Source organism: Teredinibacter turnerae T7901 (assembly GCF_000023025.1).
In the GTDB taxonomy this organism is placed as follows: domain Bacteria; phylum Pseudomonadota; class Gammaproteobacteria; order Pseudomonadales; family Cellvibrionaceae; genus Teredinibacter; species Teredinibacter turnerae_B.
In genome coordinates, this window is sequence record NC_012997.1 from 4356757 (window position 1) to 4383720 (window position 26964).

Sequence of the window (26964 nt, forward strand, 5' to 3'; positions counted from 1 at the left end):
ACTGTGTTATTGCTATACCAATTACACCAATTACACCAACTACACCAATTGTTTTTCCCACGAGCGAATTCCATGCACGACAACCCGCCCTGCCTCTGTGGCAGCCAGCTTTCCTACCGCGACTGCTGCGGCCGTTTCCACGACCAAACTCTCTTTCCCGAAACCCCCGAGCAACTGATGCGTTCCCGCTACGTGGCGTTCTGCATGAACTTAGTCGACTACCTGATCGACACCCGCCATCCCGCATTTCGCGAACCGGAGGCGAGACAAAAAATTGAGAATGCGAAAGAAGACCACCGCTGGCTGGCGCTCTCCATCCTCGATGCCCCCGCGCCTGCTGGCGATATCGGCAGCGTTGAATTTGTCGCCTATGTGCAGGCGCACAGCCGCCCTCACGTCGAGCAATTGCACGAGAAATCGGAATTCGTGCGCGAGGGTGACCGCTGGTATTACACCCACGGCGAGTTTTTGCCCGACATTAAACTCGGGCGCAACGACCCCTGCTGGTGTGGCAGCGGTAAAAAATATAAAAAATGTCACCAAGGAATGGCGATTGTGTAACGTCTAAGCATTGATGAAACGGGAAAACTCTCAGGAAGACGCGCGTATTCGGGCCGCCCAGGCGGGCGATGCTGCGGCTTTTGAGTATCTGTTGCAAACACACTACGGCAGACTCTACCGCTTCGCCTGTACCTGGAGTGGCAACCCGACAGATGCCGAAGACATAACCCAGCAGGCCTGCATAAAGCTGGCGCACAGCCTTGACCAATTTCGCTTCGATTGCGCATTTACCACCTGGCTGTACCGAATCGTGGTGAGCTGCGCAATCGACTGGCAAAGGCGCGAACAGCGGCACCAACACCAGGACACCAGCGACCTGCCGGAACCCGTGCACCGAGAATCACCGGAATCCGGCATATTTCTACAGCAGCTTTTGCAGCGTATTGAAGGTTGGGGCGAAGGCTTCAAAGCCACCTTGCTGTTGGTCTTCAGCGAAGGTATGACCCACAGCGAGGCGGCCGACGTGCTGCACGTTAAAGAGAGCACCATTTCCTGGCGGATTCATCAAATCCGCCAAAAACTCAGCCTTCTGGCCCATCAGGAGGAGGCAAAGTCATGAACGAAGACGAATTAAAACAGCGCCTCGCCGCGCAAGCCAACACCCCCATCGACCCCACGGCCAAACGCGCCACCATTGCCGCTGCGCTGAACGAATTTAAGCGCGTACACGCAGCAGACCCGGCCAGCAGGGAAAAAAATCAGAAAAAAAGCCAAGGAATTTTCCACTGGCTGCGTCTCACCTCCCGTTCTCACCACGATGACAGGAGCAGAGACATGAAATTCGCACAACAAAAATGGCTGCTGGGCAGTGTTGCAACTGGCTGCGTCGCAGTATTCGCTGTGATGCTTTCGCTGCACAACCCGGACCTTACAGCCCCGCCGCCGGTGGACAAGCCGCCAGCGCGAACACCGGCGGCAGCTGGCAGCAATCATGTCAGCGGCAAAGAGGTGGTTGAGGAAGTAAAAGTCACAGGGATGCGTGAAAGTCTGCAGCCAGAACCAGAAACGCAACGCCACGCGCTTCAGGAGTACGATGCCATTAGCGCAAAGGATATAGGCGCCCTCCCCAGCCACGAGGCCGCCCGCAATTTGCAACGGTTTGCCAGCCCCGCAGCCAGCAGCGAGGCGAAGCGGGAAGTTCTGATGAAACGTGAAGCCAGCAGTTTTATGCCACGTAAGCCGGACCTTGAGCCGCCGCACCAGTTGGAGACCGCGGACCGCGATCATTTTGACACAGTGGCAACCAACCCAATAAAAGTCACCCGCGAAGAGCCCGTGTCGACCTTTTCTATCGACGTGGATACCGCCTCGTACAGCTTCGTGCGACGTCAGCTTAACCGCGGTCAGCTGCCGCAGAAAGCGGCCGTCCGACTGGAAGAGATGGTCAATTACTTTCCGTATGACTACCCGTTGCCGAGCGCGGCAACTGCCCCCTTTAAACCCACAATCACGGTAATACCCGCCCCCTGGAACCAAGCAAAGCGGCTGGTCCACATCGGCATTAAAGCGCTGCCGCTGGCGCATCCACCAAAGGCGAACCTGGTATTTCTGCTGGATGTATCCGGCTCGATGGGCAGCCCGGACAAACTTCCGCTGGTCAAACAATCCATGGAATTACTGTTGAGCGGACTACAACCTACCGACACTGTGAGCATTGTGGTGTATGCCGGTGCCGCGGGCACGGTATTGGAGCCGACGCCAGTTGCCGAACAACAAAAAATTCTCGCAGCGCTCGACCGCCTCAATGCTGGCGGCTCGACCGCAGGCGCGCAAGGTATTGAGCTCGCATATCAACTGGCGGAAGCGAATTACCAGAGGGACGCGGTTAACCGCATTATTCTCGCCACCGACGGCGACTTTAACGTCGGCATCGCCGACCCAGAACAACTCAAAGGCTATGTGGAACGCAAACGCGCCAACGGCATAGAATTGTCTATTCTGGGCTTTGGTAGCGGCAATTATAACGATGCACTCATGCAGCAACTGGCGCAAAACGGCAATGGCGTCGCCGCCTATATCGATACCTTGAGCGAGGCCCAGAAGGTGCTGGTAGAGCAGGCCTCAGGCACCCTGTTTACGGTCGCGAAGGACGTAAAAATCCAGGTGGAGTTCAACCCCGCTACGGTCGCAGAGTATCGCCTGCTCGGCTACGAAACCCGTGCACTCAAGCGGGAGGACTTTAACAACGATGCCGTGGATGCAGGCGAAATCGGTGCTGGGCACACGGTTACTGCCATCTACGAGATCACCCCGGCAGGTTCCAAGGCAGCTCTCATTGACAGCCAAAGGTACGCCGCAGCCAAAATAGCCACCGACACTGACAAGGCCAGCGAATACGGCTTCCTGAAAATCCGTTACAAGCAACCGGGCGGCAGCGAATCGCAATTGATCAGCGCACCCATTCCGGTTGCCATGGATACAACGCAAACGCAGCTGCGCGAGGCGCAATTTGGCGCGGCGGTTGCCGGATTTGCGCAATGGCTGAAAGACCCGCGCTACCTGGGCAATTGGTCGCTGGATGACGCACTTAAACTGGCGCAAGCAAACAAAGGTGACGACCCCTACGGTTATCGCACCGAGTTTGTCCAGTTAGTCCGCAAGGCCAAGATCGCAAAACCCATGTAAGCGGCAGGCCGCATTGCCGTTCGCATCGCAACGGTGGTTGATTGTTTTACATACCACCGTTGCGAAAGACACTCGCAATTAAACCGCGCTCGGTTCCTAACGGCCAACCCCTAACGCCCAGCCCCTAAGCCCTGATCACAACTAGCCGCTCAAAACGACAAAGCCACGCTCAACTACACTGGAACCAGCGCCATCAAAAGCGGACAAATTAACGAAGAACCGCTGAACATGTTGGCGGCAAATGATAGAGTAGCCTCCCATTGAGAGTTACCATGAAATCATCGCTAATCCCCGAAAAACCCATTCTCGTTTATCCCGGCCTCGCGGCCACGCTCGGCCTCGAAGAGTCAGTGTTACTGTCAGTACTCACCGACCTGGCAAGCCAGGCCCAGACCGCGCAAAGCAACGGTTTTGAATGGGCGACTATCAACGCAGACCGCCTACGCGCTGCAGTGCCCTTCTGGCAGGATCAGGATCTGGTGCGCGTGTGCAATAGCCTGCACGGCAAAGGCGTGCTACTGGTCGGTTCTGCGCGCTTTGGCGAACACGGCGAATTCCGCTTTGCGTTTAACGAACGACTGGCCAGCCAACATCACACAGGTCACTCCCCAACGCGCAGCCAGCCCCAGGTACAACCGCGACCACAGCCGGGCCTGCAACATATTGGCCCCCAGTGGCAGCCGGATCACCACACCCTGGCGCAGCTCGCGCAGCACAACATTCCGGAAAATTTCGCCCGCCAGCAGGTGCCGGAGTTTATTACCTATTGGCGCGAACGGGGCGAAGCCCAGCGTTCCTGGGGGGCGAAATTTCTCCAGCATGTGATTCGCCAGTGGCGCCAGTACGAGGCCCAGCTTCACCGCCAGCAGAAGGCCAATGAAATGCTCGCCAGCTGGCGCCCCAGTGATGAAACAATCGAAACGCTGGAAACCAACTTAGGTATCAAACGCGAGTTTCTTGAAGGCATAATCGCCGAGTTTGTGGTTTTCTGGCGCGAGCGCGGAGAGGCCGCAGAAAACTGGGACAGCAAGTTTATCGCCCACGCCACCCGCGAGTGGCGCCGCTTCTGTGAACGCCAAAACCAACAGGATCAGGGCTCACTGATGCACGACAACTGGCGCCCCAGCCCGGACGCTATGGAAATGCTCACGGTACATTCTGGCGTGCGCAGTGAATTCTGCGAGGATGCGATACCCGAATTTGTGTTCTACTGGAAAGATGTGGGCGACGCCCATAAAAACTGGAATGCGAAGTTTGTCCAGCACGTAAGGCTGCAGTGGAAGAAGTTTCAGTCAGCGCTGGAGCACAGTACGGACCCCAAACCGATTCCCGTGGACTGGCAACCCTCCGAAGACGTGTACGATGTGCTGCGCCTGGCGAACATCGACTTGCGTTTTGCCCATGGGTTGATACCGGAATTTGTAATCTACTGGCGCGACAGCAATCAGCTGCACACCAGCTGGAACACCCGCTTTCTGCAGCACGCAAAGCGGGAATGGGCGCGCCAACACGGCCAGGCCAGCGCGACCAACGGCACACCTCAACAACGATCAACGCGAGATATCAGCCTTGAAGAAGAACTCTCCGACCGCAGCTGGGCCTACTGAGCAAGCCACGACGGAACAGCGCATTGATGCCATCAACCAGATATTTGCGCTGTTTCGGCGCAATTATCACAACCAGTTTTTCAAAGCCTTCAGCAACGAAACCGATGTAAACGCAGCGAAACGATTGTGGATGGAATCCCTGCGCCGCTTCGATACCCAGACACTGCTGCGCGCGGCGCGCACGGTTATCGAAAACAACGAATTTCTGCCCACCCTGGCAACCATGGTGAAAGCCTGCGAGCTCGCCAGTCAGCAAGGCCTGCCAGACGCTCACAGCGCATACCTCGAAGCCTGCAATGCGCCCTCCCCCAAGGCGGCACATCACTGGAGCCACCCGGCCATCTACCACGCGGGCAAAGCCAGCGATTGGTACTTTTTACAGACCAACGCAGAATCTGTAGCGTTTCCCGTTTTTCGCCAACACTACGCTGCCGTTTGTGAGCAGGTGCGGCTAGGGCAGGATCTGGCGCTGCCGCAAGCACCCGCACTCCCGGAAAAATCTGCGACGCCGGTAGACAAAGCCACAGCCCGCACCAAAATGCAGGATCTGCGCAAGTCGCTTGAGCTTTAGCGCTCTGCGCAGAACCCATCACCGGGGATTAATGCGCCTGGAAATCTGGCGACGCGCCCCCATCGTACTTATCAGTGAAAGTGATGAAAATCACGCTAACTGCGTGATTTGGACAACAACAAAAAACAGGACGCCCCATGCTGAAAAAACTGATTGCCTGGTTGATCGTAGCTTATCTTGCCGCCATTCTCGTCGCCCTTTACGCCATTAAACGCCCCAGCCCGACAGAGACCAAAACAGCGCCCTCTGAAACCCAGGTTTTGCTCAAGAAACCGGATTTTTCCGCAATCAAGGATATTCCCACCCGCAAAAAAGCCTTCTTCAGCTATTTGCGCCCGATGATAAACATTCAGAACAAAAAGCTGGAAAGTGACCGCGCCGCACTGCTGGCGCTCACCGAGAATGACTCGCTGAACCGTAAGCAGCGTGTAAAACTGGCTGCCCTCGCGCGCAAATACCACGTCCTGGAGCCAGACGAGCCGCTCGCGGAAGATGCCAGCACAGTGGAATCTGAACTGCTCCTCCGTGTCGACACCATTCCACCGGCTTTAGTGCTGGCACAAGCCGCCAATGAGTCCTCCTGGGGACGGTCACGGTTTGCGCGCGAAGGCAACAACTACTTCGGCCAGTGGTGCTTTACAGCAGGCTGTGGCATTGTCCCCGCAAAACGGCCCGAGGGGGATATCCACGAGGTGCGTAAGTTCGAGTCCGCACAGGAATCTGTCGCTGCTTACTTCAACAACATAAACTCACATCCTGCCTACAGCGATTTGCGTGATCTGCGCGCGCAAATGCGCGCCCAGAACGAAACTATCACGGGCAGTGCGCTAGCCGCCGGGCTGCAAAGTTACTCGGAACGTGGCGCGGAGTATGTTGGGGAACTGCGTACCATGATGCGGGTAAATAAGCTGGAACCGTAACGGAAAAAGCCTCGCAACGGGTCTCTCATGCAAAAGAACCGTGTGGCTGGGGGAAAACGCCGCAGTCGCACGGCTCACACGTAACTTCCGGTCGCCCGAAAGCGCTCGAGCCCAAGAAAAACAGTTCACAGACGTAGAATAGGAAGGACGCTCGCCGCACAGAAAGTTGCGGCAAAGGAATCAGGCGAAGGCAAGACCGACGCCGTCGTCGGTAAGGCGCACCACCTTCAAATGGGTCTCGGAAACCCGGTCACATTCAGTATAGAGTTTGGCTTCGAACTCGTCGCCAATAGCAACAAAATGCACTAACTCCCTGCAACTCACAAAAACTCCGCTCTCGGAGATGTCGCGCGTTTCGGTAATCACATCACCAATTTCGCGGTGTTTCAAGCGCACCGCGCACTTCACTGGGGTTCTTCCGTGTTTGCGGAACTGAGACATAATGATCTGATTTGTTGAATTAATGCCGAAGGTTTTCGCGCGATATGATAAGTCTGTCACTCGGATTGATAGTGATCAAGAACAATCTAATACAAATTGAGAACAGGTTCCCTGCAAAAAATTTAAAAGGCGCGTCTCACAAAAAGACGGCGCCTCAAACAGTCCTGCTCCTAAGCCCAGGAATAAGGACCAGGCAGATGGTTACTCCACCGTTACCGAATCCACTTTTTGGAACCCTCTCGGCAACTTGTTACCACGGCGACCGCGTTCACCAAGGTAATGCTCCAGGTCTTTGTATTTAAGACCCAGGTGACGTTTGCCGGAAAACACTTTGATGGTGCTCTTCTCGTTAAACACCACGAGTGCTACCACAAACTCTTCGCGACTTTGCACCCGTGCAGCAGGAATATTGATGATCTTATTACCTTTACCGCGAGCCAGCTCCGGCAATTCACTCACTGGGAACGCCAGCAGTCTCCCCTCATTGGAGAAGGCAGCCAGCCAACTGGCGTCTGTCGTTTCCAACAGTTGTGGCGCGAGCACCCGGCCGCCAGCGGGCACGCTGAGCATCGCTTTACCCGAGCGATTTTTGGTGTAAAGGTCGCTCAGAGAGGCAATAAATCCGTAGCCCGCATCGGAAGCCAACAGCACTTTTTGGGTGTCGTCGCCCATTAACAGCCCTTCAAACACCGCGCCACTGGGCGGGTTTAGCCGCCCAGTCACTGGCTCACCCTGCCCCCGAGCAGAGGGCAGGGTGTGGGTTGGCAGCGCGTAGCTGCGCCCGGTGGAGTCGAGCAACAATGTCGCCTGACTACTTTTCCCGCGTGCAGCCACTCTGAAGCTGTCCCCGGCTTTATAGCTGAGCGCACTTGGATCGATATCGTGCCCTTTAGCGCTGCGGATCCAGCCCTTCTCCGACAATACAACCGTTACCGGCTCACTGGAGATAAGTTCGGTTTCACTGAACGCCTGTGCCTCACTGCGCTCAACCATTGGCGACCGACGAGCATCCCCGAACTCGTCGACCACCGCCAACAGTTCTTTTTTGATAAGGGTTTTCAAACGCCGGGCTGAATCGAGAATTTTTTGCAGCTCATCGCGTTCTTTTTCCAGCTTTTGCTGCTCGTCACGGATTTTCATTTCCTCGAGGCGCGCCAATTGCCGCAGCCGGGTATCGAGAATGTAATTCGCCTGGTCTTCACTCAGCTCGAAGCGCTCCATCAGCTTCTGCTTGGGGTGATCTTCGGTGCGAATAATATGGATAACTTCGTCGAGATTTAAGAAGGCGATCAACAGGCCGTCGAGCAGATGCAGGCGGCGCTCTACCCAATCGAGCCGATGCTGCAAACGGCGGCGCACAGTGACCATTCGGAAGCTGAGCCAGTCCTGCAGTATTTCGCGCAGCGACTTCACCCCCGGACGGCCGTCGATGCCAATCATGTTGAGGTTGATCCGGTAACTGCGCTCCAGGTCGGTGGTGGCGAACAGATGGTTCATCACCGCTTCCTGATCTATGCGATTGGAGCGCGGCACGATCACCAGCCGGATCGGGTTCTCGTGGTCCGACTCATCGCGCAAATCAGCAACCATAGGCAGTTTTTTAGCCTGCATTTGCGCGGCGATCTGCTCCAATATCTTGGCGCCACTCACCTGGTGCGGTAGCGCGGTGATCACGATATCGCCCTCTTCTTTACGCCACACCGCGCGCATCTTCATGCTGCCGCGACCGGTCTCGTACACCTTTTGCAAATCGGCTTTCGGGGTAATGATTTCGGCATCCGTCGGCATATCCGGGCCGGGAATAAATTCGCACAACTGCGCATTATCGGCGTCCGGGTTTTCCAGCAAGTGGATAGTCGCGTCCACCACCTCTCGCAGATTGTGGGGCGGAATGTCGGTCGCCATCCCCACCGCAATACCCGTGGTACCGTTGAGCAGTACTGTCGGCACGCGCGCGGGCAACACTTTGGGCTCATCCAGGGTGCCGTCGAAATTGGGCAGCCATTCCACCGTGCCTTGCGCCAATTCACTCAGCAGCACCTCGGTAAAGGCCGACAGCCGCGCCTCGGTGTAACGCATCGCGGCGAAGGATTTGGGATCGTCCTGTGAACCCCAGTTGCCCTGCCCGTCGACCAAAGGATAGCGGTACGAAAATGGCTGGGCCATAAGCACCATGGCCTCGTAGGCGGCACTATCACCGTGCGGGTGGAACTTACCGATCACGTCGCCCACGGTGCGCGCAGACTTTTTATACTTGGCGCTGGCTTTGAGCCCCAGTTCACTCATCGCATATACAATGCGCCGCTGCACCGGTTTTAGCCCGTCGCCCACATGCGGAAGCGCGCGGTCGAGAATCACATACATGGAGTAATCCAGGTAGGCTTTCTCGGTGAAGACTTTAAGGGGTAATTGTTCGTCGGCGTAGGGAACCAGCGTGGACTCTGTCATGAAAATCGTCTTTTTATGTTGGGCAGCGGTCTGTTACAAAGGCGAAGATTCTAGCAGATTCTACAGAAGGGAAAGAAAGCGACATGCTCGAGCAGGACGTAGATCGTAACGTATTCAACCAGCCAGTTGGCCAATTAGTAGACTGGCAACCGCCACAGTGGCCCCCGGCAAACACCCTGCGCGGCAGCTACGCTTCACTGGAACGGCTGCGACCCGACGACCACACAGCACCGCTCTGGAACCAGATAAGCGCACCGCAACACGACGCCCTCTGGACGTATCTGCCGTACGGCCCGTTCCCGGATCTGGCCAGTTTTAACGGCTGGATGACCGCGCTGGAAGACAGTACTAACGCGCTGTTTTACGTTATTCACAACTTACAGGGGCAGCCACTTGGGCAATTCGCACTGAGTAGTATCGACCGCCAGCACGGCGTTGTTGAGCTGGCCCACGTATTGTTCGGCCCCGCCCTCAAGCAGTCCACAATCGCCACTGAAGCTGTTTATCTGGTCCTGCAACAGATTTTTGCGCTGGGTTTTCGCCGCTGCTTCTGGAAATGCAACGCACTGAACGAGGCATCTCGTCGCGCCGCCGTGCGGTTTGGCTTTCAATTCGAGGGGGTTTTCCGCCAGGCAATGGTCGTCAAAGGTCGCAACCGGGATACCGCCTGGTTCGGAATGACTCAAACCGATTGGTGCCTGGCACAAGACGCCTACAGGCGTTGGCTGGATGCTGCGAATTTCCACCCAGACGGCAAACAAAAGCAATCCTTGCGTACGCTGATGACAGGGAACCAAATCTGAGATCACCGTTCTATAGCTTCACTCAGCAACGTTATCAGGTGCTATGTTCAGACTCAGTTTATTTGTATGTGTTATCGCGTGTTGTATTGTGGCGCGCCCCAGTTCTGCCGACGTGCATCGCCTGCAGGAAGGCGACGTTGCGCCAGACTGGATGATGACCGATATTGAGGGCCACAATTATTCGCTCTACCAGGAGCTGGACAGCGGCAGACAGGTCGTAATGGTGTTTTGGTCTACCTGGTGCAAATTCTGTAAGGTGATGTTGCCGGAAATGAACCTGTTCAAACAGAGCCTCGATGACGACACCCGTATCTTTGCGTTGAATATTTGGGAAAGTGGCGACCCAGTCGCCTACTTCGACACCCGGAATATCGATATTCCACTGATGCTTCGCGCCGACGACATTGCTGATCGTTACAAAATTGACTCGACGCCAGGCCTTGTTTTTATCGGTACCGACAAACGCATTCGCTATATCCGCAGTAGCCGCGAGAATTTAAGCGATACCATGCGCCACCTGCAGTTACTGGTTATCAAAGACCGCGCAAAACACGCGTCGAATTCAGGAGGTTAGGGAGAGCAACGTTAGTCGGACAAGTCTTCAGCGGCGCTGTCGACATCCTCTAACAAATCGAGAGGCTCCACTTCGAGCCCTTCGAGGGAAGAGTCCCAATTGGGGCCAACGAGTAACAGATCTTCGTGCATACCGGGCAGCCAATCGTCCAGCAGCTCTTCAAGTGAAATGGGGACGACCTTGTAATCGCGCCACTCCTCACGGCAGTGTAGCTCTGCGTAATCCGGCTGCGACCATAACGGCAGTACATCGAGATCTTCGTTGGATAGTGCAGGACAGAGCGCCCAGCCTTCGTCGTTCTCCAGCCCCCATACACAACCGGTGGCAAGCGCCTCTTCGATGAAAAGGTCGTAATTTTCATCAAAATCAGTGCTGAGTAATTCGTCTTGGTCGGACATGATAGCCCCTTGATACAGGTGGAGAAACTAAGTGAGAGCCGCGTCGCCGCGCCAACTCACACTCGAAATGTAGCGCAAGTGTGACACTTCCAACAGCGGGTTTCCATTGGGTTATTGCGCGCAAATTGACGCGGATCAGCCAAATCGGCTGTCGCTGACAAATGGGTTGGTCCGCCGCTCTTCACCAAAGGTGGACGTCGGTCCATGCCCGGGCACAAATGTTATATCGTCGCCGAGCGGGAATAATTTTTCACGAATCGACGCAATCAGGCTGGCGTGGTCACCTCTCGGGAAATCCGTGCGACCAATAGACCCGGCAAAGAGTACATCGCCGACAAACGCCATTTTGCTGTGTTTTTCGAACAGCACGACATGGCCGGGGGTGTGCCCCGGGCAGTGCAGTACCTCGAGGGTCAGTTTGCCGAGCGCAATCTGGTCGCCGTCATTGAGCCAGCGATCCGGATTGAATGGCGGTACCGGCGCAAAGTTCATCATCCTGGCTTGGTCAGCCAGCGCGGAGAGCCAAAAGCCGTCACCTTGATGCGGCCCGATAACAGGCACTTCCAGTGCAGCTTTTAGCTCAGCAGTACCGCCAACATGGTCCAAATGCCCGTGCGTAAGAATGATTTTTTCAACATGTATGTCCAGCCTGTCCAGCAAGCCCGTTATCGAGGCAATGTCACCACCCGGGTCAATCACCGCAGCAGAACCGGTTTGATCGCACCAAATAACGGAGCAATTCTGCTGATAAGGGGTAACTGGCTGGATGCGATACTGCAACATAATAGTGCTTCCTTTCTCAGGCATGGAAATTTCCCGGCATTTTAGCGGCACCCGACTAGAATAGTTAATACCTTGCGCAAATTATAAGGTCGACACCAACCAATGAGTCTGATTGCAAACCTCAGCGAAGAACATCGCGACTGCCTGCAGGAGATCGCCAACGTAGCCATGGGCCGAGCTGGAGATCGTCTCGCCCGGCTGCTGGATACCTTCGTTATCTTATCGATTCCGCACATCGCTGTAATGCGGCCCAGCGATATTGCCATGGCTTTGCAATCCATCGACTCTCGTGAATCCGTATCAGGTGTATGTCAGGGCTTTATTGGCGGCGGGATTTCCGGTGAAGCCATGCTACTGTTTAACGACACCAGTTTTAGCGATCTGGCAAAACTGATGAAGTACGACGACGAGATGGACCACCAGGCCGAGCGCGAACTGCTGATGGACACCACAAATGTGTTGTTTGGCGCCTGTCTCAAAGGTATTGGCGAGCAGATCGACCTGGAGTTCAGTTACGGCTCCCCGATGGTACTGGGTCAGCATGTTCGAGTATCGGAACTGCTTAATTTGAACAGCAATCGGTGGGATTATGCGCTCGTCACGGAAATCAACTATCAGCTCGAAGGTTACGATGTTAATTGCGACATGCTGATTGTTCTAACCGATGATTCCATGGACATATTACTGAAGAAACTCGATTACCTTCTGGCATAAAAGGCATACCCACACGCGACAATGGCTTCAGACACGAATTTTATCGAAGACTTTCACTGGCTCATGGATGTCCTGCAGGACATAGACGTGGGCCTGGTGATATTGAATCGCGAATTTGAAGTCGAGCTGTGGAACAGTTTTATGCAAAACCACAGCGCTCGCATGCCCGACGAGGTACTCGGCCACAGTATTTTCGAGCTGTTCCCCGAACTGCCTGCCAGCTGGTTTAAGCGCAAAGCCGAAGCGGTATTTGTGCTGCACAATTCAGCATTCACCACCTGGGAACAACGGCCTTATTTGTTCCGCTTCAAGAGCTACCGGCCGATCACCAGTATCGCCGAGTACATGTACCAGAACAGTACAGTGATTCCCCTTACCGACACCCGCGGGCAGGTCAACCACATTTGCCTGATAATATATGACGTGACGGAAGTCGCGGTTAACCGGCTGCAATTGCAAGCCGCGAATGCGAAGCTGCACACCCTAAGCCGCACCGACGGGCTCACCGGGCTGCTTAACCGCAAATCCTGGGAAACCGAACTCCACGTGGAATTCCGTCGTTTCCAGCGGCATCAGCATGGCAGTTCACTGCTGATGTTTGATATCGACCACTTTAAAAGGGTTAACGATACCTACGGCCACCCCACCGGAGACGAGGTGATCCGCCGCACCGCAAAGGTGGTAAAAGACGCCTTACGCGATATCGATGTCGCCGGGCGTTACGGTGGCGAAGAGTTCGCTGTCATTCTCACAGACACGGACGCCAGCGGTGCCAAGGTTGTGGCAGAGAGGCTGCGCACGACTATTGAACAACTCACCATTACCCACGAAGGCAACTCCCTCCAGTTCACGATCAGCCTGGGAATTGCTGAGCTCAATCCCTCCATCACGGACCCAGGCGCCTGGATCGAGGCCGCCGACCGCGCACTCTACAAAGCCAAGCACGCTGGTAGAAACAACAGCGTTATTTTCAGCAATTAGTCTGAAATTTGGCATTAAGAATTCCTTTCTCCTGACGATAACCTTTTTGTGACCATGAGGCATGGTGGCGCGCACTATGGAATTAAAAATGATAATAACGCCGGCCTTAATACCTCCGTCACAAAAATTTTGAACTAGACTTGGAAAGTATTACTCAAGCTGAAACACGTCCCAGGCAGTCGATTAATACTGCAACGGGGCCCGCCACCTTGAGTGAGACGCTCTTAGCTGGGGAAAAAGCCCTGGGGTCAAAATGCGGTCACACCCTCCCGCAATCAGCAGACCCTCAACAACGACTCGACAGAATTTTGCATACTGCTGTATGAACAGGTGACAACCTATGATTAAAAAATCACTATCCAATAAGCTGATGGCAACCGTCACGCTCGCCATTGTCGTGGTGGCAGCTTTGATTCTCGCCATCAGCTACCGGCTGATGGCGACCGGGGAGCAGCACAGCTTTGAGGAAGACGTTAAAAGTGAACTGGGGCTCATCAACTCGTCGCTGGCAGAACCCGTGTTTGCCTATGATTTTCAACAAATCGAGGCTATTGCCAAATCGCTGGTCAACACGTCCTTAATCCACGAGATCAGCATTACCGACCACCGAGGCAAAGAACTGGCCGCTGCCAAGCCTAGGGATGAATCCGATAAAGCAGAAAAAGTGGAAAAGCGCGGCGTTGAAATCGTGCGCGGCAACGAAGTGATCGGCAAGTACAACATAGTCTTCTCAAAGAAAGACATGGAAGCGGTGCTCTACCACCAGATCCACTCCGGCATTATCATGGTGGCAACGCTCACCGTCTGCATTTTGTTCACTGTTTACCTGCTCACAAAACATATTATTGTTAAACCGATGTCGGTGGTTACGGAGCGGCTGTCAAAAATCGCTGAGGGCGGCGGTGACCTGACAACGCGCCTGCCAGTGCGCAGTGGCGACGAAATCGCTGAGCTCGCCGACAACTTCAACCAGGTAATTGAACAGATCGCCACGATTATCCGTGCGGTAATGATGGTTACCGATAAATTCGGTATCAATGTGGAGCAAATGAGTCACGCCACAGCCAGCACAGTTGACTCCACTGGTCAGCAATTGCGTGAAATTGAACAGGTCGCCGCCGCACTTAACGAACTCTCTGCCTCTGCTGAAGAGGTGGCCCGCTCCGCAGGTCAAACCGCCGATCGAACCAAAGAAACCAGCAAAGCCGCGGTAGAAGGTACCCAGGTGGTGAAATCGTCACAAGATACCATCCAGCGCCTCACTGGTCAGATCGAAGCTACCGCAGAGAAAATTCAGGTGCTGAAAAACAACAGCGAAAATATCGGTTCGGTGATGGAAGTTATCCGTTCTATTGCGGAACAAACCAATCTGCTGGCGTTAAACGCGGCAATTGAAGCGGCGCGCGCAGGTGAACAGGGCCGCGGCTTCGCGGTTGTGGCCGACGAAGTGCGCTCCCTCGCACAGAAAACCCAGACCTCTACCGAAGAAATCGAGTCCATAATTTTACAGCTGCAAAAAGCGGCTGACGAGGCTCACCAGTCGATGAACACCAGCATCGCGTCAGTTCAGGAAACCATCGAAACGGGCATTAAAGTTGAAGAGGCGCTCGAGCTGATTAAAGGTAACGTTACCACGATCAACGACATGAACCATCAGATCGCAACCGCAGCGAACGAGCAGAGCTCAGTGGCCAACGAGGTGAGCAAAATTATCTCGGCGATCTTCTCGCTGTCTGAAAAAGTGTCCGGCAACGCAAAAGTCGTAAGTGAAAACGCTGAACAACTGGCGATCGAAAGTGACGAACTGAAACAGCAAATTGATAAGTTTGTGGTTTAAGCCAAAAACCAAACGCATCTAAGCCGGGCCACGCCCGGCTTTTTTATAGGGTGACGCAGTGTTTCTCTCAAGGTGATGCCCGTCACCTGCCCAACCCGGTGGTAAACTAACGCCAAACCAACAATAAGATGCATCCTGCAATGGAGACAACCGAACACCTCTGTACATTGGTGGCAAACGCCGGGTTTTCCTCACAAAAGCAAGCCAGATATCGGCTGTTCTGTGAACGATTTCTGCCGCAATTAAGCGACGAGCTTCGCACCACCCTCACCACCGATGCCGCAACCGCACAGTCTTTCGTAAGCGCCACGCTAAACAGCGAGTTTTTGCAAGGTCAGTTGGAAAAATTTCCACACTGGTACAACGAGCTCGTGGATACCCCGCTGTCCCGCCAGACATATGAGCAAGCCTGGGCGCAAAGAGGGCACTCTTTTTCCTGCCTGCAGGACTTCAACAAAGCGTTGCGCCAATTCCGCAACCAATCGATGTGCGGCATTATCTGGCGAGATTTCAATCGCCATGCAGATACCCTCACCACCACTCAGGAGCTCACCTGGCTGGCGGAGATATGCGTGCAGGCTGCGGTGAATTTCCACTACCCGCTGTTACGCGAAAAGCACGGCGCGCCCTGCAATCGGGATCACGAGGAACAGCCGCTGTTGGTGCTAGGGATGGGTAAGCTGGGTGCCGGCGAACTGAACTTGTCCTCCGATATCGATCTGATTTTCGCCTACCCGGAAACCGGTGATACCCATGGCCGGAAACCGGTATCCAACCAGGAATTTTTTATATTTCTCGGCAAAGCCCTGATTCAAAGCCTCGATACCGTAACCGCAGACGGCTTTGTGTTTCGGGTCGATATGCGCTTGCGCCCGTTTGGCGAAAGCGGCGCACTGGTAAGTCATTTCGACGCCCTGGAAAACTATTACCAAACCCAGGGGCGCGAGTGGGAAAGGTACGCCATGATCAAAGCGCGGGTGATTGCCTCCAGCCTGCCGGGCGAAGCGCGCACCCAACTCGCGATTACCGAGCTGTACCAACTCTTGTCCAGCTTCACTTACCGCAAATATGTAGATTTTTCAGTGGTCGAAGCACTGCGCAAACTCAAGCAGATGATTTCGCAGGAAGTGGCACGCCGCAAATTGGGCGATGACGTAAAGCTCGGTGCGGGCGGCATTCGCGAAATTGAGTTTATTGCCCAGGCGTTCCAGTTGATACGCGGCGGGCGTGACATTCAGCTGCAGGACAACCGCCTGCTCACGGTACTGCCACTGCTGGAAGATCTCCGCTGCCTGCCGGAGGGCATGGCGACGCAGTTGACAAATGCGTATTGTTTTTTGCGCGACACTGAACACGCAATCCAGGGGTTTCAGGATAAACAAACCCAGAAGCTACCCTCCGACCCGGATCAGCAACGAGGGATTGCACAACTGATGGGCTACCAGGATTGGCCCGCATTTTACGACGCCCTGAACGCCCACAGAAACACGGTAAAAGCGGAGTTTGCGGCGGTTATCGCCACCCCGGAAAACAAGCAATCGAACGCGCCCGTGGATGGCCTTTGGGCGGACGTCTGGCACAACGCCCTAAGCGAAGACTCCCTGCTAAAGGCGCTCACCGACGTGGGCTACGAAGATCCAAAACGCACCTTGAGCGCAATCGCCGAGTTGCGCGAATGTCATCCTGTTGCCGCCCTGCAACCGGTGGGGCGCGAAAGGCTGGACAATTTCATGCCGCGGTTGCTGGAAACCCTGGGTGAGAGCCCAGCGCCCAGCGCTACGCTAGAGCGCGTGCTACAACTGGTGCGCGCAGTTGTACGCCGCAGCGCCTACCTGCTGCTGTTAATCGAAAACCCGGACGCACTGCGTCAGTTGATAACGCTTACCCAGGCCAGCCCCTGGATCGCCGAAGAACTGGCACGTCGCCCGGCCCTGCTCGATGAACTCCTCGATCCACGCAACCTGTACCACTTGCCGCAAAAATCCGAGTTGATCGACGAATTGCGGCGCACCACCTTGCGCATTCCCACCGATGACCTGGAAGCGCAAATGGATGCGATCCGCTACTTTCGCTCGGCGCATGCACTGCGCGTTGCCGCCTGCGAAGTTACCGGCGCGCTGCCGCTGATGAAAGTCAGCGATTACCTCACCTGGATCGCAGAAACCCTGCTGGATTTTGTGGTGGCGGCGAGCTGGCGCGAGATGACCGAACGCTATGGCTACCCCGACGGCGACGAGCGCGCAACCCCCAATTTTATTGTGGTGGGTTACGGCAAGCTCGGAGGCATCGAACTGGGCCACGGCTCCGACCTGGATCTGGTGTTTATCCACAACGCCAGCACCACCGGCGAAACCGATGGTGACAAGCGCGGTGCAAAAACCCTAGATAACCAGACGTTTTACATGCGGCTGGGGCAAAAAATCATCCATTTACTCACCACCCGCATGGCCTCCGGCGCTCTTTATGAAGTCGATATGCGGCTACGGCCTTCCGGTAATTCCGGCATGCTGGTGACAACGCTCACCGCGTTTACCAAATACCAGCAAAACGACGCCTGGACCTGGGAACACCAGGCACTGGTTCGCGCCCGCCCGGTGGCCGGTGACACAGAACTGGCTGCCGCGTTTATGCGGGTACGCGAGGAACTTTTGTGCAGCGCACGGGACCGAGAAAAACTGCTGGCCGATGTCGTTAATATGCGCGACAAAATGCGCAGCCATCTCGGCAGTGACAAGGACGGCGATTACACCCGCGACTTCCATCTGAAGCAGGATCGCGGCGGTATCGTTGATATTGAATTTATGGTTCAATACGCGGTTCTTGGCTGGGGGCACCAGAACCCGGGATTAACCACTTATACGGATAACATCCGCATCCTGGAATGTCTGGCGCAAACGGGGATTCTGTCCACTCAAGAGGTGGACGACCTGACCGGCGCTTACAAAGCCTTCCGCTCAATGGGGCACAAGCTTACCCTACAGCAAAAATCCAGCGTAATAGCGGTAAGCGAGCTCGATGAGGACATACGCATCGCCAGAGACAAAGTGGCCAAGCTCTGGCAAAAATTGATGTCCACGCCGCCTGCTGGACACCGAAACAATGACTAGAAACCGGCACCGCAAGCCGGGTATTCGCGAAATATTTGGAGCATAGCAATGTCGTTCGCTGACCGCGATGGCGTCATCTGGTTTGATGGCGAATTGGTTCCCTGGCGCGATGCCAAGGTACATGTACTCACGCACACCTTACACTACGGCATGGGTGTATTCGAAGGTGTCCGCGCTTATCACGCCGGCGAGAACGGCACCAGCATTTTCCGTCTGCAGGAGCATACGGACCGGTTATTCCGCTCCGCACATATTATGAATATGAAAATGCCCTGGTCGAAAGACGAGGTCAATGAAGCTCAGCGTCTGGTGGTCCGGGAAAACAATTTAAACGAAGCCTATTTGCGCCCAATGGCATTTTTGGGTTCCGAGGGCATGGGTTTGCGCGCAGATAACCTCAAAGTTCATCTGATTGTCGCCGCCTGGGACTGGCCCTCGTATATGTCCCCCGAAGCTAAGGAAATTGGTATTAAGGTACGTGTTTCCAGCTACACCCGGCACCACGTGAATATTTCCATGTGTAAAGCCAAAGCCAACGGTCACTACATCAATTCGATGCTGGCGCTTAAAGAAGCGCTGGACTGTGGTTGTGAAGAAGCACTGTTACTGGACGCAGAAGGTTACGTTGCAGAGGGCAGCGGCGAGAACGTATTTATCGTTCGCAACGGCGTGATCTACACACCCGAGCTGACTTCTTGTCTGGACGGCATTACCCGCAACACCATTTTCCAACTGGCGGATGAGTGCGGCTACAAAATTGTTGAGAAACGTATCAGCCGCGATGAGGTCTATGTGGCCGATGAGGCGTTCTTTACCGGAACCGCTGCCGAAGTACTGCCAATTCGCGAGCTGGACGGCCGCCAAATTGGACCCGGTCACCGAGGTCCCATTACCGAGAAGCTGCAAAGCCTGTATTTTGCCGCTGTGCGCGGCGAGCTGCCACAACACCGCGAGTGGCTGGCACCGGTTAGCAACTGATTTCTTTCCCCTGAGACTGTCCGCCACCAGCAGCGGACAGCTCCTCCCTCACGAGAAGCACACCTTTAATGAGCACTCTCCCCGACGCCCACAACACCCAGTTGTACCGACGTCTACTTCGATTCGCGTACCGCTATCGCAATTATTTTATTATCAGTCTAATCGGCTTTGCAGTGTTCGCAGGAATGGAAGCCTCCATGGCGATGACTGCAGAATTCTTTCTCGACCGGCTGGAAAAGCGCGAAACCGAGTCGTTTAAATTTATTCCCCGGGAGATCACGAACTCGCTTTACTTTGTACCCTGCGCCATTATCTTTCTCGCGGTAATACGCGGCATAGGCGCCTATCTGGGTAACTTTTATATGAGCCGGGTGGGGCTCGGCGTGGTTAACGACCTGCGCAAGCAAGTGTTCTCTCACATGCTGAATTTGCCGCAGAAATTTTACGACGACAAAAATTCCGGTGAGCTGGTTTCACTGATTATCTATAACATCGAGCAGGTAACAGGCTCGGTGACGCGCGCGGTAAAAAGTTTGTTCCAAGACGGCATGCAGGTAATCGCTTATCTCGCAGTGCTGTTGTATTTCAACTGGAAACTCACACTGGTATTTATTGCGGTTATCCCCCTGCTGGCGGGGCTGATCTATTTGGCCAGCCGCTACTTCAGACGGGTAAGCCGAAAGATCCAGCACGCCGTCGGCCGCGTAACCCATATCGCTACAGAAACATTCCAGGGTATAAAGCTGGTGAAAAGCTACAACGGCGAAAACTATGAAAATCGCCGTTTTCACCAAGCCTCGGATGAAAATCTCCACTTCGGAACCAAGTTCGAGCGCGTTAACGCCGCGCAGACGCCAGTGCTGCATATTGTTATTGCCTTTGCCCTGGCGACCCTGTTCCTTCTCGTGTTAATTTTTTGGGACGATACCGCCTCCCGCGCGGTTGTATTTGCCTCGGTAGCCGGCATGATCGCCAAGCCGTTCCGCAACCTGAGTTCAATCAATTCTATTATTCAGCGCGGGCTGGCTGCCGCAGAAACGATTTTTTCAACCCTAGACCTGCCATCCGCGACCGACACCGGCAGCAAACAACTGGGCGCGGTTAAAGGCGAGATCGCATTTAACCAGGTGAACTTCAGCTACCAGCCGGAACAACCGGCGTTGCGCAGTCTTTCACTGAAAATTGAACCCGGGCAGACCGTGGCTCTAGTGGGCGCATCCGGCAGTGGTAAAACCACCATTGCCAGCTTGTTGCTGCGCTTCTATGACCCGCAGCAAGGCTCGATCACCATCGACGGACAAGATATCAACTCTGTGAGTTTGAAAAATCTGCGCGACAATATCGCCCTCGTCAACCAGCAAACCATTTTGTTTAACGACAGTGTACTGGCCAATATCGCCTATGGGTGTGACAAATCCGAGATCGACCTTGCCGCCGCAGAAACCGCTGCGCGCAATGCCTACGCCGAACATTTTATTCGCGACCTGGACAAAGGTATCTACACCGACGTGGGTGAGGCAGGTGACCGCCTGTCCGGCGGCCAGCGACAGCGCATCGCGATCGCCCGAGCGCTCTATAAGAATGCGCCGATACTGATTTTGGATGAAGCCACATCTGCGCTGGATAATGAATCAGAAAAACAAATTCAGCTGGCATTGGAAAATTTGAAGGAAGGCCGTACCACACTGGTAATTGCCCACCGCTTAAGCACTATTGAAAATGCGGATAAAATCGTTGTGCTCGACAAAGGTGAAGTGGTCGAAATAGGTGACCACAAAACATTGCTCGCGCAACAGGGGCATTATGCCAAGCTCCATCAGAGCCAACACCAGGCATGATACGGCAAGTCTACAGCGCCGTATTTTGCGCGGCTGTACCGGCGATACTTGCTCGCCTCTGGTGGCGCGGTCGCACACTCCCCGCCTACCGTGAACGTTGGGGTGAGCGCTTTGCTCAATTCCCTGCAATAAAATTCGACCGGCCGGTTATCTGGGTTCACACCGTCTCGGTGGGCGAATTTATTGCCGCCAAACCGATGATTGATCAACTGCTTGCACGCAACACCCACGAATTGGTCGTTACCACCATGACCCCCACTGGGTCAGAACGGGTACAAGCCAGCTACGGCGATCGGGTTTTCCACGTCTACGCGCCCTACGATATTCCAGCCCTGACCGATCGCTTCCTGGCCAAAACCTCGCCTGCACTGGCGATATTTCTGGAAACAGAATTGTGGCCGAACCTGCTAAACAGCTGCTTTAAAGCGGGCGTACCCAGCGTGCTCGCCAACGCCCGCCTCTCCGAAAAGTCCGCCCGTGGTTACCGTAAAACCGGAGCGCTCGCGCGCACGATGCTCAACCAACTCACGCTCGCGGTTATCCAAAACGCAACGGATGCTGAACGTTTTAAAGCTCTGGGGTTGGCCCCGGAAAAAGCCGTGGTCAGCGGTAGCATCAAGTTTGATATCACTGTTGACCATGCACTGCGCGAGCGCGCTGCAACGTTAAAGCGGCAACTCAGCGCCAGTGGCGCCTGCAAAATCTGGATTGCAGCGTCGACCCACAAGGGCGAAGATGAGCAAATACTGGACGCCTTTCAGATGTTGCGCGAAAAGCTTCCAGATCATCGGCTCATTCTTGTGCCGCGCCACCCGGAGCGATTTCAAGACGTGTATGAACTGTGCTGCTCACGCGGCTACCGCACTTTGCGCCGCAGCGCCTGTAGCGACCAGGCGGAGGTAGGTGACTTCGATATTTTCCTCGGCGACACCATGGGCGAACTTATGCTGTTGTTCGGCTGTGCGAATGCAGCTTTCGTCGGCGGCAGCTTTGTCGCCAACGGTGGCCACAATACCATCGAGCCCGCTGCGTGGGGGCTACCTATCGTCAGTGGCCCGAGCCAGTTTAACTTCGCCGCAGTGAGTAAGCTTCTGGCCGATGCCGGCGCTTTACAAACGGCGACCAACGCAAGCGAGCTCAGTGCGGCTTTGTTTGGTTTACTAACCACTGCAGACGGTGCAGAACGGGGCCGGTCGGCTCAGGCCGTCGCGCAGGAAAATCAGGGTGCGCTGGCGTGCTTGCTTCACAAAATCGAACAATTTTTATAGTTTTTCAGTCACTTTACCTTGCCCATTCGCAGGTAAACTAGCCTCATTTTTCAAGTCCACACTTCACTAAGGGAGTAATGTGATGCCACTCCGCGTCCCCCGTGCGGTTCTGCCGTTTGTCGTCCTCATCGCCGCTATCGCGCTGTTCGCAGTGTTTATGGCGTTTAAAAAAGCACCGGAAAAGAAAGAAGACAAACAAGAAGCTCCTTTCGTCTCAGTCGAGCGCATCGAATTACACCCGATGACACTGACCGTAACTTCCCAGGGGCTGGTTAAAGCCAAGTATGAAACCGACCTGCTGGCTCAGGTGAGCGGTGAAATCGTCAAAGTTGCACCGGGTTTTGTCCGTGGCGGACTGGTTAAAAAAGGCGACTTACTGGCCCAGATCGACCCGTTTAATTACGAGGTAAAGTTACAGCAGGCGCGGGCCAACCTGGCCAGTGCACGCGCGAGTTTTATACTTGAGCGAGCCCAGGGTAAAGTCGCTGAAGCCGAGTGGGAAAAAATTACGTCGGCGGAACCCTCTGACCTGGGTTTGCGCAAACCTCAGCAAGAGCAGGCGCTGGCTGCAGTGAAAGCCGCCGAAGCTGGCGTGAAGCAGGCCAGTAAAGACTTAGAGCGCACTAAAATCATTGCTCCGTTCGACGCACTTATTGCAGGGCGCAGCGTCAGCCCCGGAACCTTTGTGAATATCGGCACGTCTATCGGCCGCGTCATGGATGTGAGCAAAGCTGAAGTTCGCCTCCCGGTGCCCAGTAATGAATTGGAATTTCTGGAGGGTGACGGCTTACAGGCACCTGTTGAACTGTCCGCAACGCTCGGCAATCAGGCATATCGCTGGAACGCCACCATCGCTCGGGACGAGGGCGTTGTAGACGATAACAGCCGCATGTTTTACCTGGTCGCCGAGATTAGCGACCCCTACAACCTACATTCAAACTCCAAGCAAAAACGCCTTCCGTTCGGGACCTACGTCACCGCCGAAATTACCGGCCGCCAATTAGCCTCGGCGGCGGAAGTACCACGTTCGCTGTTGCGAGACGACAAAATTGCGCTATTTAGCAATGACAAGCTGACGTACACCACCGTTGAAGTTGTGCGCCACCAGGGGAAAAGCAGCATCGTGACCGCCGGCCTTAATAATGGCGACATGATGATCACCTCTTCCCTCCAGTACCCAATCGAAGGCATGAGCCTCGCCCTGGAAAAAGACGCAGCTGCAGAGTATCAGCCACTTACCACCGCAGAGCCTTCTCCGGTAACTGACGACAAGGAGAGCTGAGTATGTCTGCAGCCCCAACTGAAGCGCATTTAAACGCGAACAAAGGCATTATCGCGTGGTTTGCACGCAACCCGGTTGCCGCTAACTTGTTGATGGTCGCGATCATCATAGGCGGACTTCATGCGGCTCTTAATATTCGTAAACAGATGTTTCCCCAAGCGGAGAGCACGACTATACGAGTAACCGCAGTTTACAGAGGAGCATCCCCACAAGAAGTAGAGGAAACAATCACAACCAAGCTTGAGGACAGTTTCCAGAGTATCGAAGGGTTGGAGCGAATTATCACCCGCTCCAATCGAGGCTCTGCGAGTGCAACGCTAAAAGTACTCGATGGCTACGACCCACAGAATGTTCTCGACGACGTGAAAAGTGCGGTCGACGCGATTTCCAGCTTCCCTTCGGGCATGGAGCCCCCACGCGTTGTATATGACAAATATCGACAAGAGGTCATGTGGGTAAGTATTGCTGGAGACGTTGGGTTTGATCAATTAAAGCGGATCGGAGAAACCATCCAGGATGAAATTCGAGCGCTTCCAGATGTCAATATGACCGAATTTTACAGCGGCGCCAGTTACGAAATTGCCATTGAAGTTGATCAGGACAAATTGCGTGAATACAACCTGAGCTTCACTGATATTGCCACCGCTGTCCGTAATTTTTCGACAAACCGGTCCGCGGGAGAAATACGTGCTGACTCAGGAAATATTTCTGTTCGCGTCGAAGAGCAGGCATATATTGGTGCCGAATTCGAGAATGTCCCTTTGCGGATTCTTCCTGATGGAACCTACCTACGCGTAGGCGACGTCGCCACCGTCAGCGACGGATTCGAAGAAGGGATCAATTATTCAAAAATGAATGGCATGAACGCACTTACCATTTTTATCGGTGCCTCATCAGACCAAAGTATCACTGACGTCGCCAGCAGCGTTAGAACGTATTTGGCTGAACGCCAAAAAACATTGCCTTCAGGCATTCAACTCAAAACTTGGGTTGATCTAACGTACTACCTGAATGGACGCTTGAACATGATGCTGGAAAATATGTTCTGGGGCGGACTTCTGGTATTTGCGATTCTCGCTTTATTTTTGCGAATGAAACTCGCCTTTTGGGTAATGTTGGGCTTACCGGTCAGCTTTTTAGGTGCGCTGGCGTTTCTGCCATTCAGTTGGATCAACGTCACAGTTAACGTAGCCAGCTTATTTGCCTTCATTATGGTACTGGGTGTGGTTGTTGATGACGCCATTATTATTGGAGAAAGCATCTCAACAGAAACCCAAGAGAAAGGACAAACGCTTGACAATGTTATTCGAGGTGCACAGCGTGTCGCCGTTCCCGCGACATTTGGCGTCCTGACCACAATGGCAGCTTTTGCGCCGATGGTTCTCGAATCAGGGCCACAATCCGCATTTCCACATTCCATCGGATACGTTGTAGTTTTATGTTTGTTATTCTCGCTTATAGAATCCAAACTTATCCTCCCCGCGCATCTTGCGGGAATGAAACCTGAAAAAACCGGCTCTCAAAACCCACTAACCCGTTTTCGCACCAGTGTAGACGACGGTTTGAGTAGGTTTATCAACGGCGGTTATCTCCCATTCCTGCAGAACGCCATTTACCATCGATATACAGTGCTGATGGTTTTTATCAGCGCAATCATACTTACCGTCGCCATGTTTGCTTCGGGACTAGTACGCGTAATCCCATTTCCAAAAATACCTCACGATTTTTCGACAATTCAACTCGAAATGGACCCGAACGCGCCGGATAGCGCGCTGCTAAAAGCAATAACTCAGTTCGAGGCCATGATTAAGTCAGTCGATGACGAAATTGAGGCGGAGTTCGGGAAGAGAATGGTTGACGCAATTCACTCGTCAAATGAAGGGCGCTCGAATGCATCAGTTCAAGCGAAACTGGTAGACCCGGATGACCGCCCTTTCGATACTTTTGAGCTATCAAGACGATGGCGGGAAAAAATGCCGGAAATTCCGGATGCAAAAAATATAACGATCCAAGATAACGTTTTCGGTGGTGGCTCGAACGATGGCGACCTGAGCTTTCGCTTGAAAAGCAGAAATATCGACGAGCTTAGAGCTGCAGCTAACGCAGTAAAAGCGCATCTGAAAACGGTGAAAGGTGTTTCGGATATTAACGATAGCGAACAATCGGCAGCGCGAGAAATTCGTTTCAAATTGAAACCCGTAGCCTACAGCTTGGGGTTAACAACCAACGAAGTAGCCGCGCAAGCAAGCTACGGCCTCTACGGTATAGAAGCGCAACGCATCATGCGAGACCGTCAGGAAATTCGGGTAATGGTGCGCTATCCAAAAGCAGATAGGGACTCACTCTCTTCGATCAACGATGTGATGATTCGCACGGCGGGAGGCACCGACGTTCCATTGTCAGAGGTCGCGGATATCGAGTATGCGGATGGGGTAAATCAAATCTACCGAGAGGATGGAAATAGAGCGATAACAGTCTGGGCAAGTGTGGATTTTAAACAGGCGGCGAGCCTGAAAATTGCCGACGAGATGAAACAGGAAGTTTTTCCCGAGATTAAGCGTAAATATTCATCGGTGTTTATTGAAGAGTCTGGCAAGCTAAAAGATGATCGCGACGGTATGGTTTCGCGGTTGGTAAGTATTTTGGTAATCCTGCTGCCAATCTATGTTTTGCTTGCATTACCACTCAGGTCCTACCTCCAGCCATTAATGATTATGTCAGTGATTCCATTTGGGATTATTGGTGCCATCTGGGGGCACATCATTGTTGGCTTAGATTTAAGCCAAATGTCCCTCTTCGGTATGTTCGCGGTAGTGGGCGTGGTTGTTAACGACTCGCTGGTGATGGTGGACTATGTCAATCGTGCACGTGAGCGTGGGGAAACTTTACTTGATGCGGTACTGCATGCAGGGCAAAAACGCTTCAGAGCGATTTTGCTCACATCGCTGACCACCTTTATCGGGTTGGTACCCATTATGTCCGAGACCAGTCTGCAGGCCCAAATCGTGATTCCGATGGCGGTGTCTCTGGCGTTTGGTGTGCTCTTCGCGACCGCAGTGACCCTGATCCTGGTTCCCATGTTATACATGATCTCCGACGACCTTAGCCTGCTGATACGCAAAATGCTCGGCAAGGGCCCCTCCAAGCAGTATCAGGTGAAGCCAGTTACCGAGTAGTAACCGGCTCTTCACTGCCTGCACACGCAATTAAGGCATACCCGACTTTACC

At 54.1% G+C, this 26964-nt stretch carries 21 protein-coding genes; 17 read left to right on the forward strand and 4 right to left on the reverse strand.

Translation table 11 applies throughout. The annotated features are described in order from the left end of the window. Positions 1–72: 72 nt before the first annotated feature. The 6 genes from TERTU_RS17500 (at position 73) to TERTU_RS17525 (ending at position 6284) form a co-directional block, all read left to right on the forward strand. Complete coding sequence (locus TERTU_RS17500; RefSeq protein ID WP_018013930.1) at positions 73–561, forward strand: YchJ family protein; 489 nt, start codon at positions 73–75, stop codon at positions 559–561. A gap of 13 nt (positions 562–574) precedes the next feature. After that, positions 575–1120 (forward strand): RNA polymerase sigma factor, encoded by a 546-nt coding sequence (locus TERTU_RS17505; RefSeq protein ID WP_015820840.1) that lies wholly within the window; start codon positions 575–577, stop codon positions 1118–1120. After that, positions 1117–3186 (forward strand): vWA domain-containing protein, encoded by a 2070-nt coding sequence (locus TERTU_RS17510; RefSeq protein ID WP_015820359.1) that lies wholly within the window; start codon positions 1117–1119, stop codon positions 3184–3186. Before TERTU_RS17505 ends, TERTU_RS17510 begins: the two co-directional genes overlap by 4 nt. A 272-nt stretch (positions 3187–3458) precedes the next feature. After that, positions 3459–4793, forward strand: a complete 1335-nt coding sequence (locus tag TERTU_RS17515) for a DnaT-like ssDNA-binding domain-containing protein (RefSeq protein WP_015817395.1) — start codon at positions 3459–3461, stop codon at positions 4791–4793. Next, on the forward strand, positions 4756–5364 hold the full coding sequence (locus TERTU_RS17520; RefSeq protein ID WP_015818182.1) for a replication protein P: 609 nt from the start codon (positions 4756–4758) through the stop codon (positions 5362–5364). Before TERTU_RS17515 ends, TERTU_RS17520 begins: the two co-directional genes overlap by 38 nt. Before the next feature lie 137 nt (positions 5365–5501). Then, the gene (locus tag TERTU_RS17525; RefSeq protein WP_015820475.1) at positions 5502–6284 is read left to right on the forward strand and encodes a glucosaminidase domain-containing protein; all 783 of its coding nucleotides are present in this window, start codon (positions 5502–5504) and stop codon (positions 6282–6284) included. A 180-nt stretch (positions 6285–6464) separates the two neighbouring features. Here TERTU_RS17525 and TERTU_RS17530 read toward each other — a convergent pair whose 3' ends face one another. Together TERTU_RS17530 and parC are read right to left on the reverse strand one after the other, a co-directional pair. Beyond that, the gene (locus TERTU_RS17530) at positions 6465–6785 is read right to left on the reverse strand and encodes a PilZ domain-containing protein (protein WP_228378183.1); all 321 of its coding nucleotides are present in this window, start codon (positions 6783–6785) and stop codon (positions 6465–6467) included. Positions 6786–6926: 141 nt separating this feature from the next. Beyond that, entirely contained in the window at positions 6927–9173 is a 2247-nt protein-coding gene (gene parC / locus TERTU_RS17535) for a DNA topoisomerase IV subunit A (RefSeq protein WP_015817192.1), read from the reverse strand. 83 nt (positions 9174–9256) lie between these two features. Between parC and TERTU_RS17540 the strand changes: the two genes are divergently transcribed. Further along, a complete protein-coding gene (locus TERTU_RS17540; protein WP_015820023.1) occupies positions 9257–9976 on the forward strand; it encodes a GNAT family N-acetyltransferase in 720 nt (239 codons plus the stop codon). 43 nt (positions 9977–10019) lie between these two features. Next, entirely contained in the window at positions 10020–10550 is a 531-nt protein-coding gene (locus TERTU_RS17545; protein ID WP_015817060.1) for a TlpA family protein disulfide reductase, read from the forward strand. 11 nt (positions 10551–10561) lie between these two features. On the opposite strand, the gene TERTU_RS17550 is transcribed toward TERTU_RS17545, so the two are convergent. Next, on the reverse strand, positions 10562–10948 hold the full coding sequence (locus TERTU_RS17550) for a DUF2750 domain-containing protein (RefSeq protein WP_015817804.1): 387 nt from the start codon (positions 10946–10948) through the stop codon (positions 10562–10564). Positions 10949–11083: 135 nt separating this feature from the next. Continuing rightward, positions 11084–11731: an MBL fold metallo-hydrolase gene (locus tag TERTU_RS17555; protein ID WP_015818256.1), complete on the reverse strand. Its 648-nt coding sequence runs from the start codon at positions 11729–11731 to the stop codon at positions 11084–11086. Between the two features lie 102 nt (positions 11732–11833). Here TERTU_RS17555 and TERTU_RS17560 point away from each other — a divergent pair, with 102 nt between their 5' ends. The 9 genes from TERTU_RS17560 (at position 11834) to TERTU_RS17600 (ending at position 26912) form a co-directional block, all read left to right on the forward strand. Next, the gene (locus TERTU_RS17560; RefSeq protein WP_015818442.1) at positions 11834–12445 is read left to right on the forward strand and encodes a histidine kinase; all 612 of its coding nucleotides are present in this window, start codon (positions 11834–11836) and stop codon (positions 12443–12445) included. 21 nt (positions 12446–12466) lie between these two features. Next, positions 12467–13426: a GGDEF domain-containing protein gene (locus TERTU_RS17565; RefSeq protein ID WP_015818922.1), complete on the forward strand. Its 960-nt coding sequence runs from the start codon at positions 12467–12469 to the stop codon at positions 13424–13426. Between the two features lie 340 nt (positions 13427–13766). Next, positions 13767–15263, forward strand: a complete 1497-nt coding sequence (locus TERTU_RS17570; protein ID WP_015817140.1) for a methyl-accepting chemotaxis protein — start codon at positions 13767–13769, stop codon at positions 15261–15263. A 140-nt stretch (positions 15264–15403) separates the two neighbouring features. Continuing rightward, a complete protein-coding gene (gene glnE, locus TERTU_RS17575) occupies positions 15404–18370 on the forward strand; it encodes a bifunctional [glutamate--ammonia ligase]-adenylyl-L-tyrosine phosphorylase/[glutamate--ammonia-ligase] adenylyltransferase (RefSeq protein ID WP_015819993.1) in 2967 nt (988 codons plus the stop codon). Between the two features lie 48 nt (positions 18371–18418). Then, the gene (locus tag TERTU_RS17580) at positions 18419–19348 is read left to right on the forward strand and encodes a branched-chain amino acid transaminase (protein WP_015818205.1); all 930 of its coding nucleotides are present in this window, start codon (positions 18419–18421) and stop codon (positions 19346–19348) included. A gap of 68 nt (positions 19349–19416) precedes the next feature. Beyond that, positions 19417–21186 (forward strand): lipid A export permease/ATP-binding protein MsbA, encoded by a 1770-nt coding sequence (msbA, locus tag TERTU_RS17585; RefSeq protein WP_015818679.1) that lies wholly within the window; start codon positions 19417–19419, stop codon positions 21184–21186. Continuing rightward, positions 21183–22454: a lipid IV(A) 3-deoxy-D-manno-octulosonic acid transferase gene (gene waaA, locus TERTU_RS17590; RefSeq protein ID WP_015819086.1), complete on the forward strand. Its 1272-nt coding sequence runs from the start codon at positions 21183–21185 to the stop codon at positions 22452–22454. The genes msbA and waaA overlap by 4 nt, the downstream gene beginning before the upstream one ends. An 82-nt stretch (positions 22455–22536) precedes the next feature. Continuing rightward, positions 22537–23736 carry an efflux RND transporter periplasmic adaptor subunit gene (locus TERTU_RS17595; RefSeq protein WP_015819525.1) on the forward strand — a complete coding sequence of 400 codons (1200 nt, stop codon included), beginning with the start codon at positions 22537–22539 and terminating at the stop codon, positions 23734–23736. A gap of 2 nt (positions 23737–23738) precedes the next feature. After that, the gene (locus TERTU_RS17600) at positions 23739–26912 is read left to right on the forward strand and encodes an efflux RND transporter permease subunit (RefSeq protein ID WP_015817737.1); all 3174 of its coding nucleotides are present in this window, start codon (positions 23739–23741) and stop codon (positions 26910–26912) included. The last annotated feature ends 52 nt before the right edge of the window (positions 26913–26964 follow it).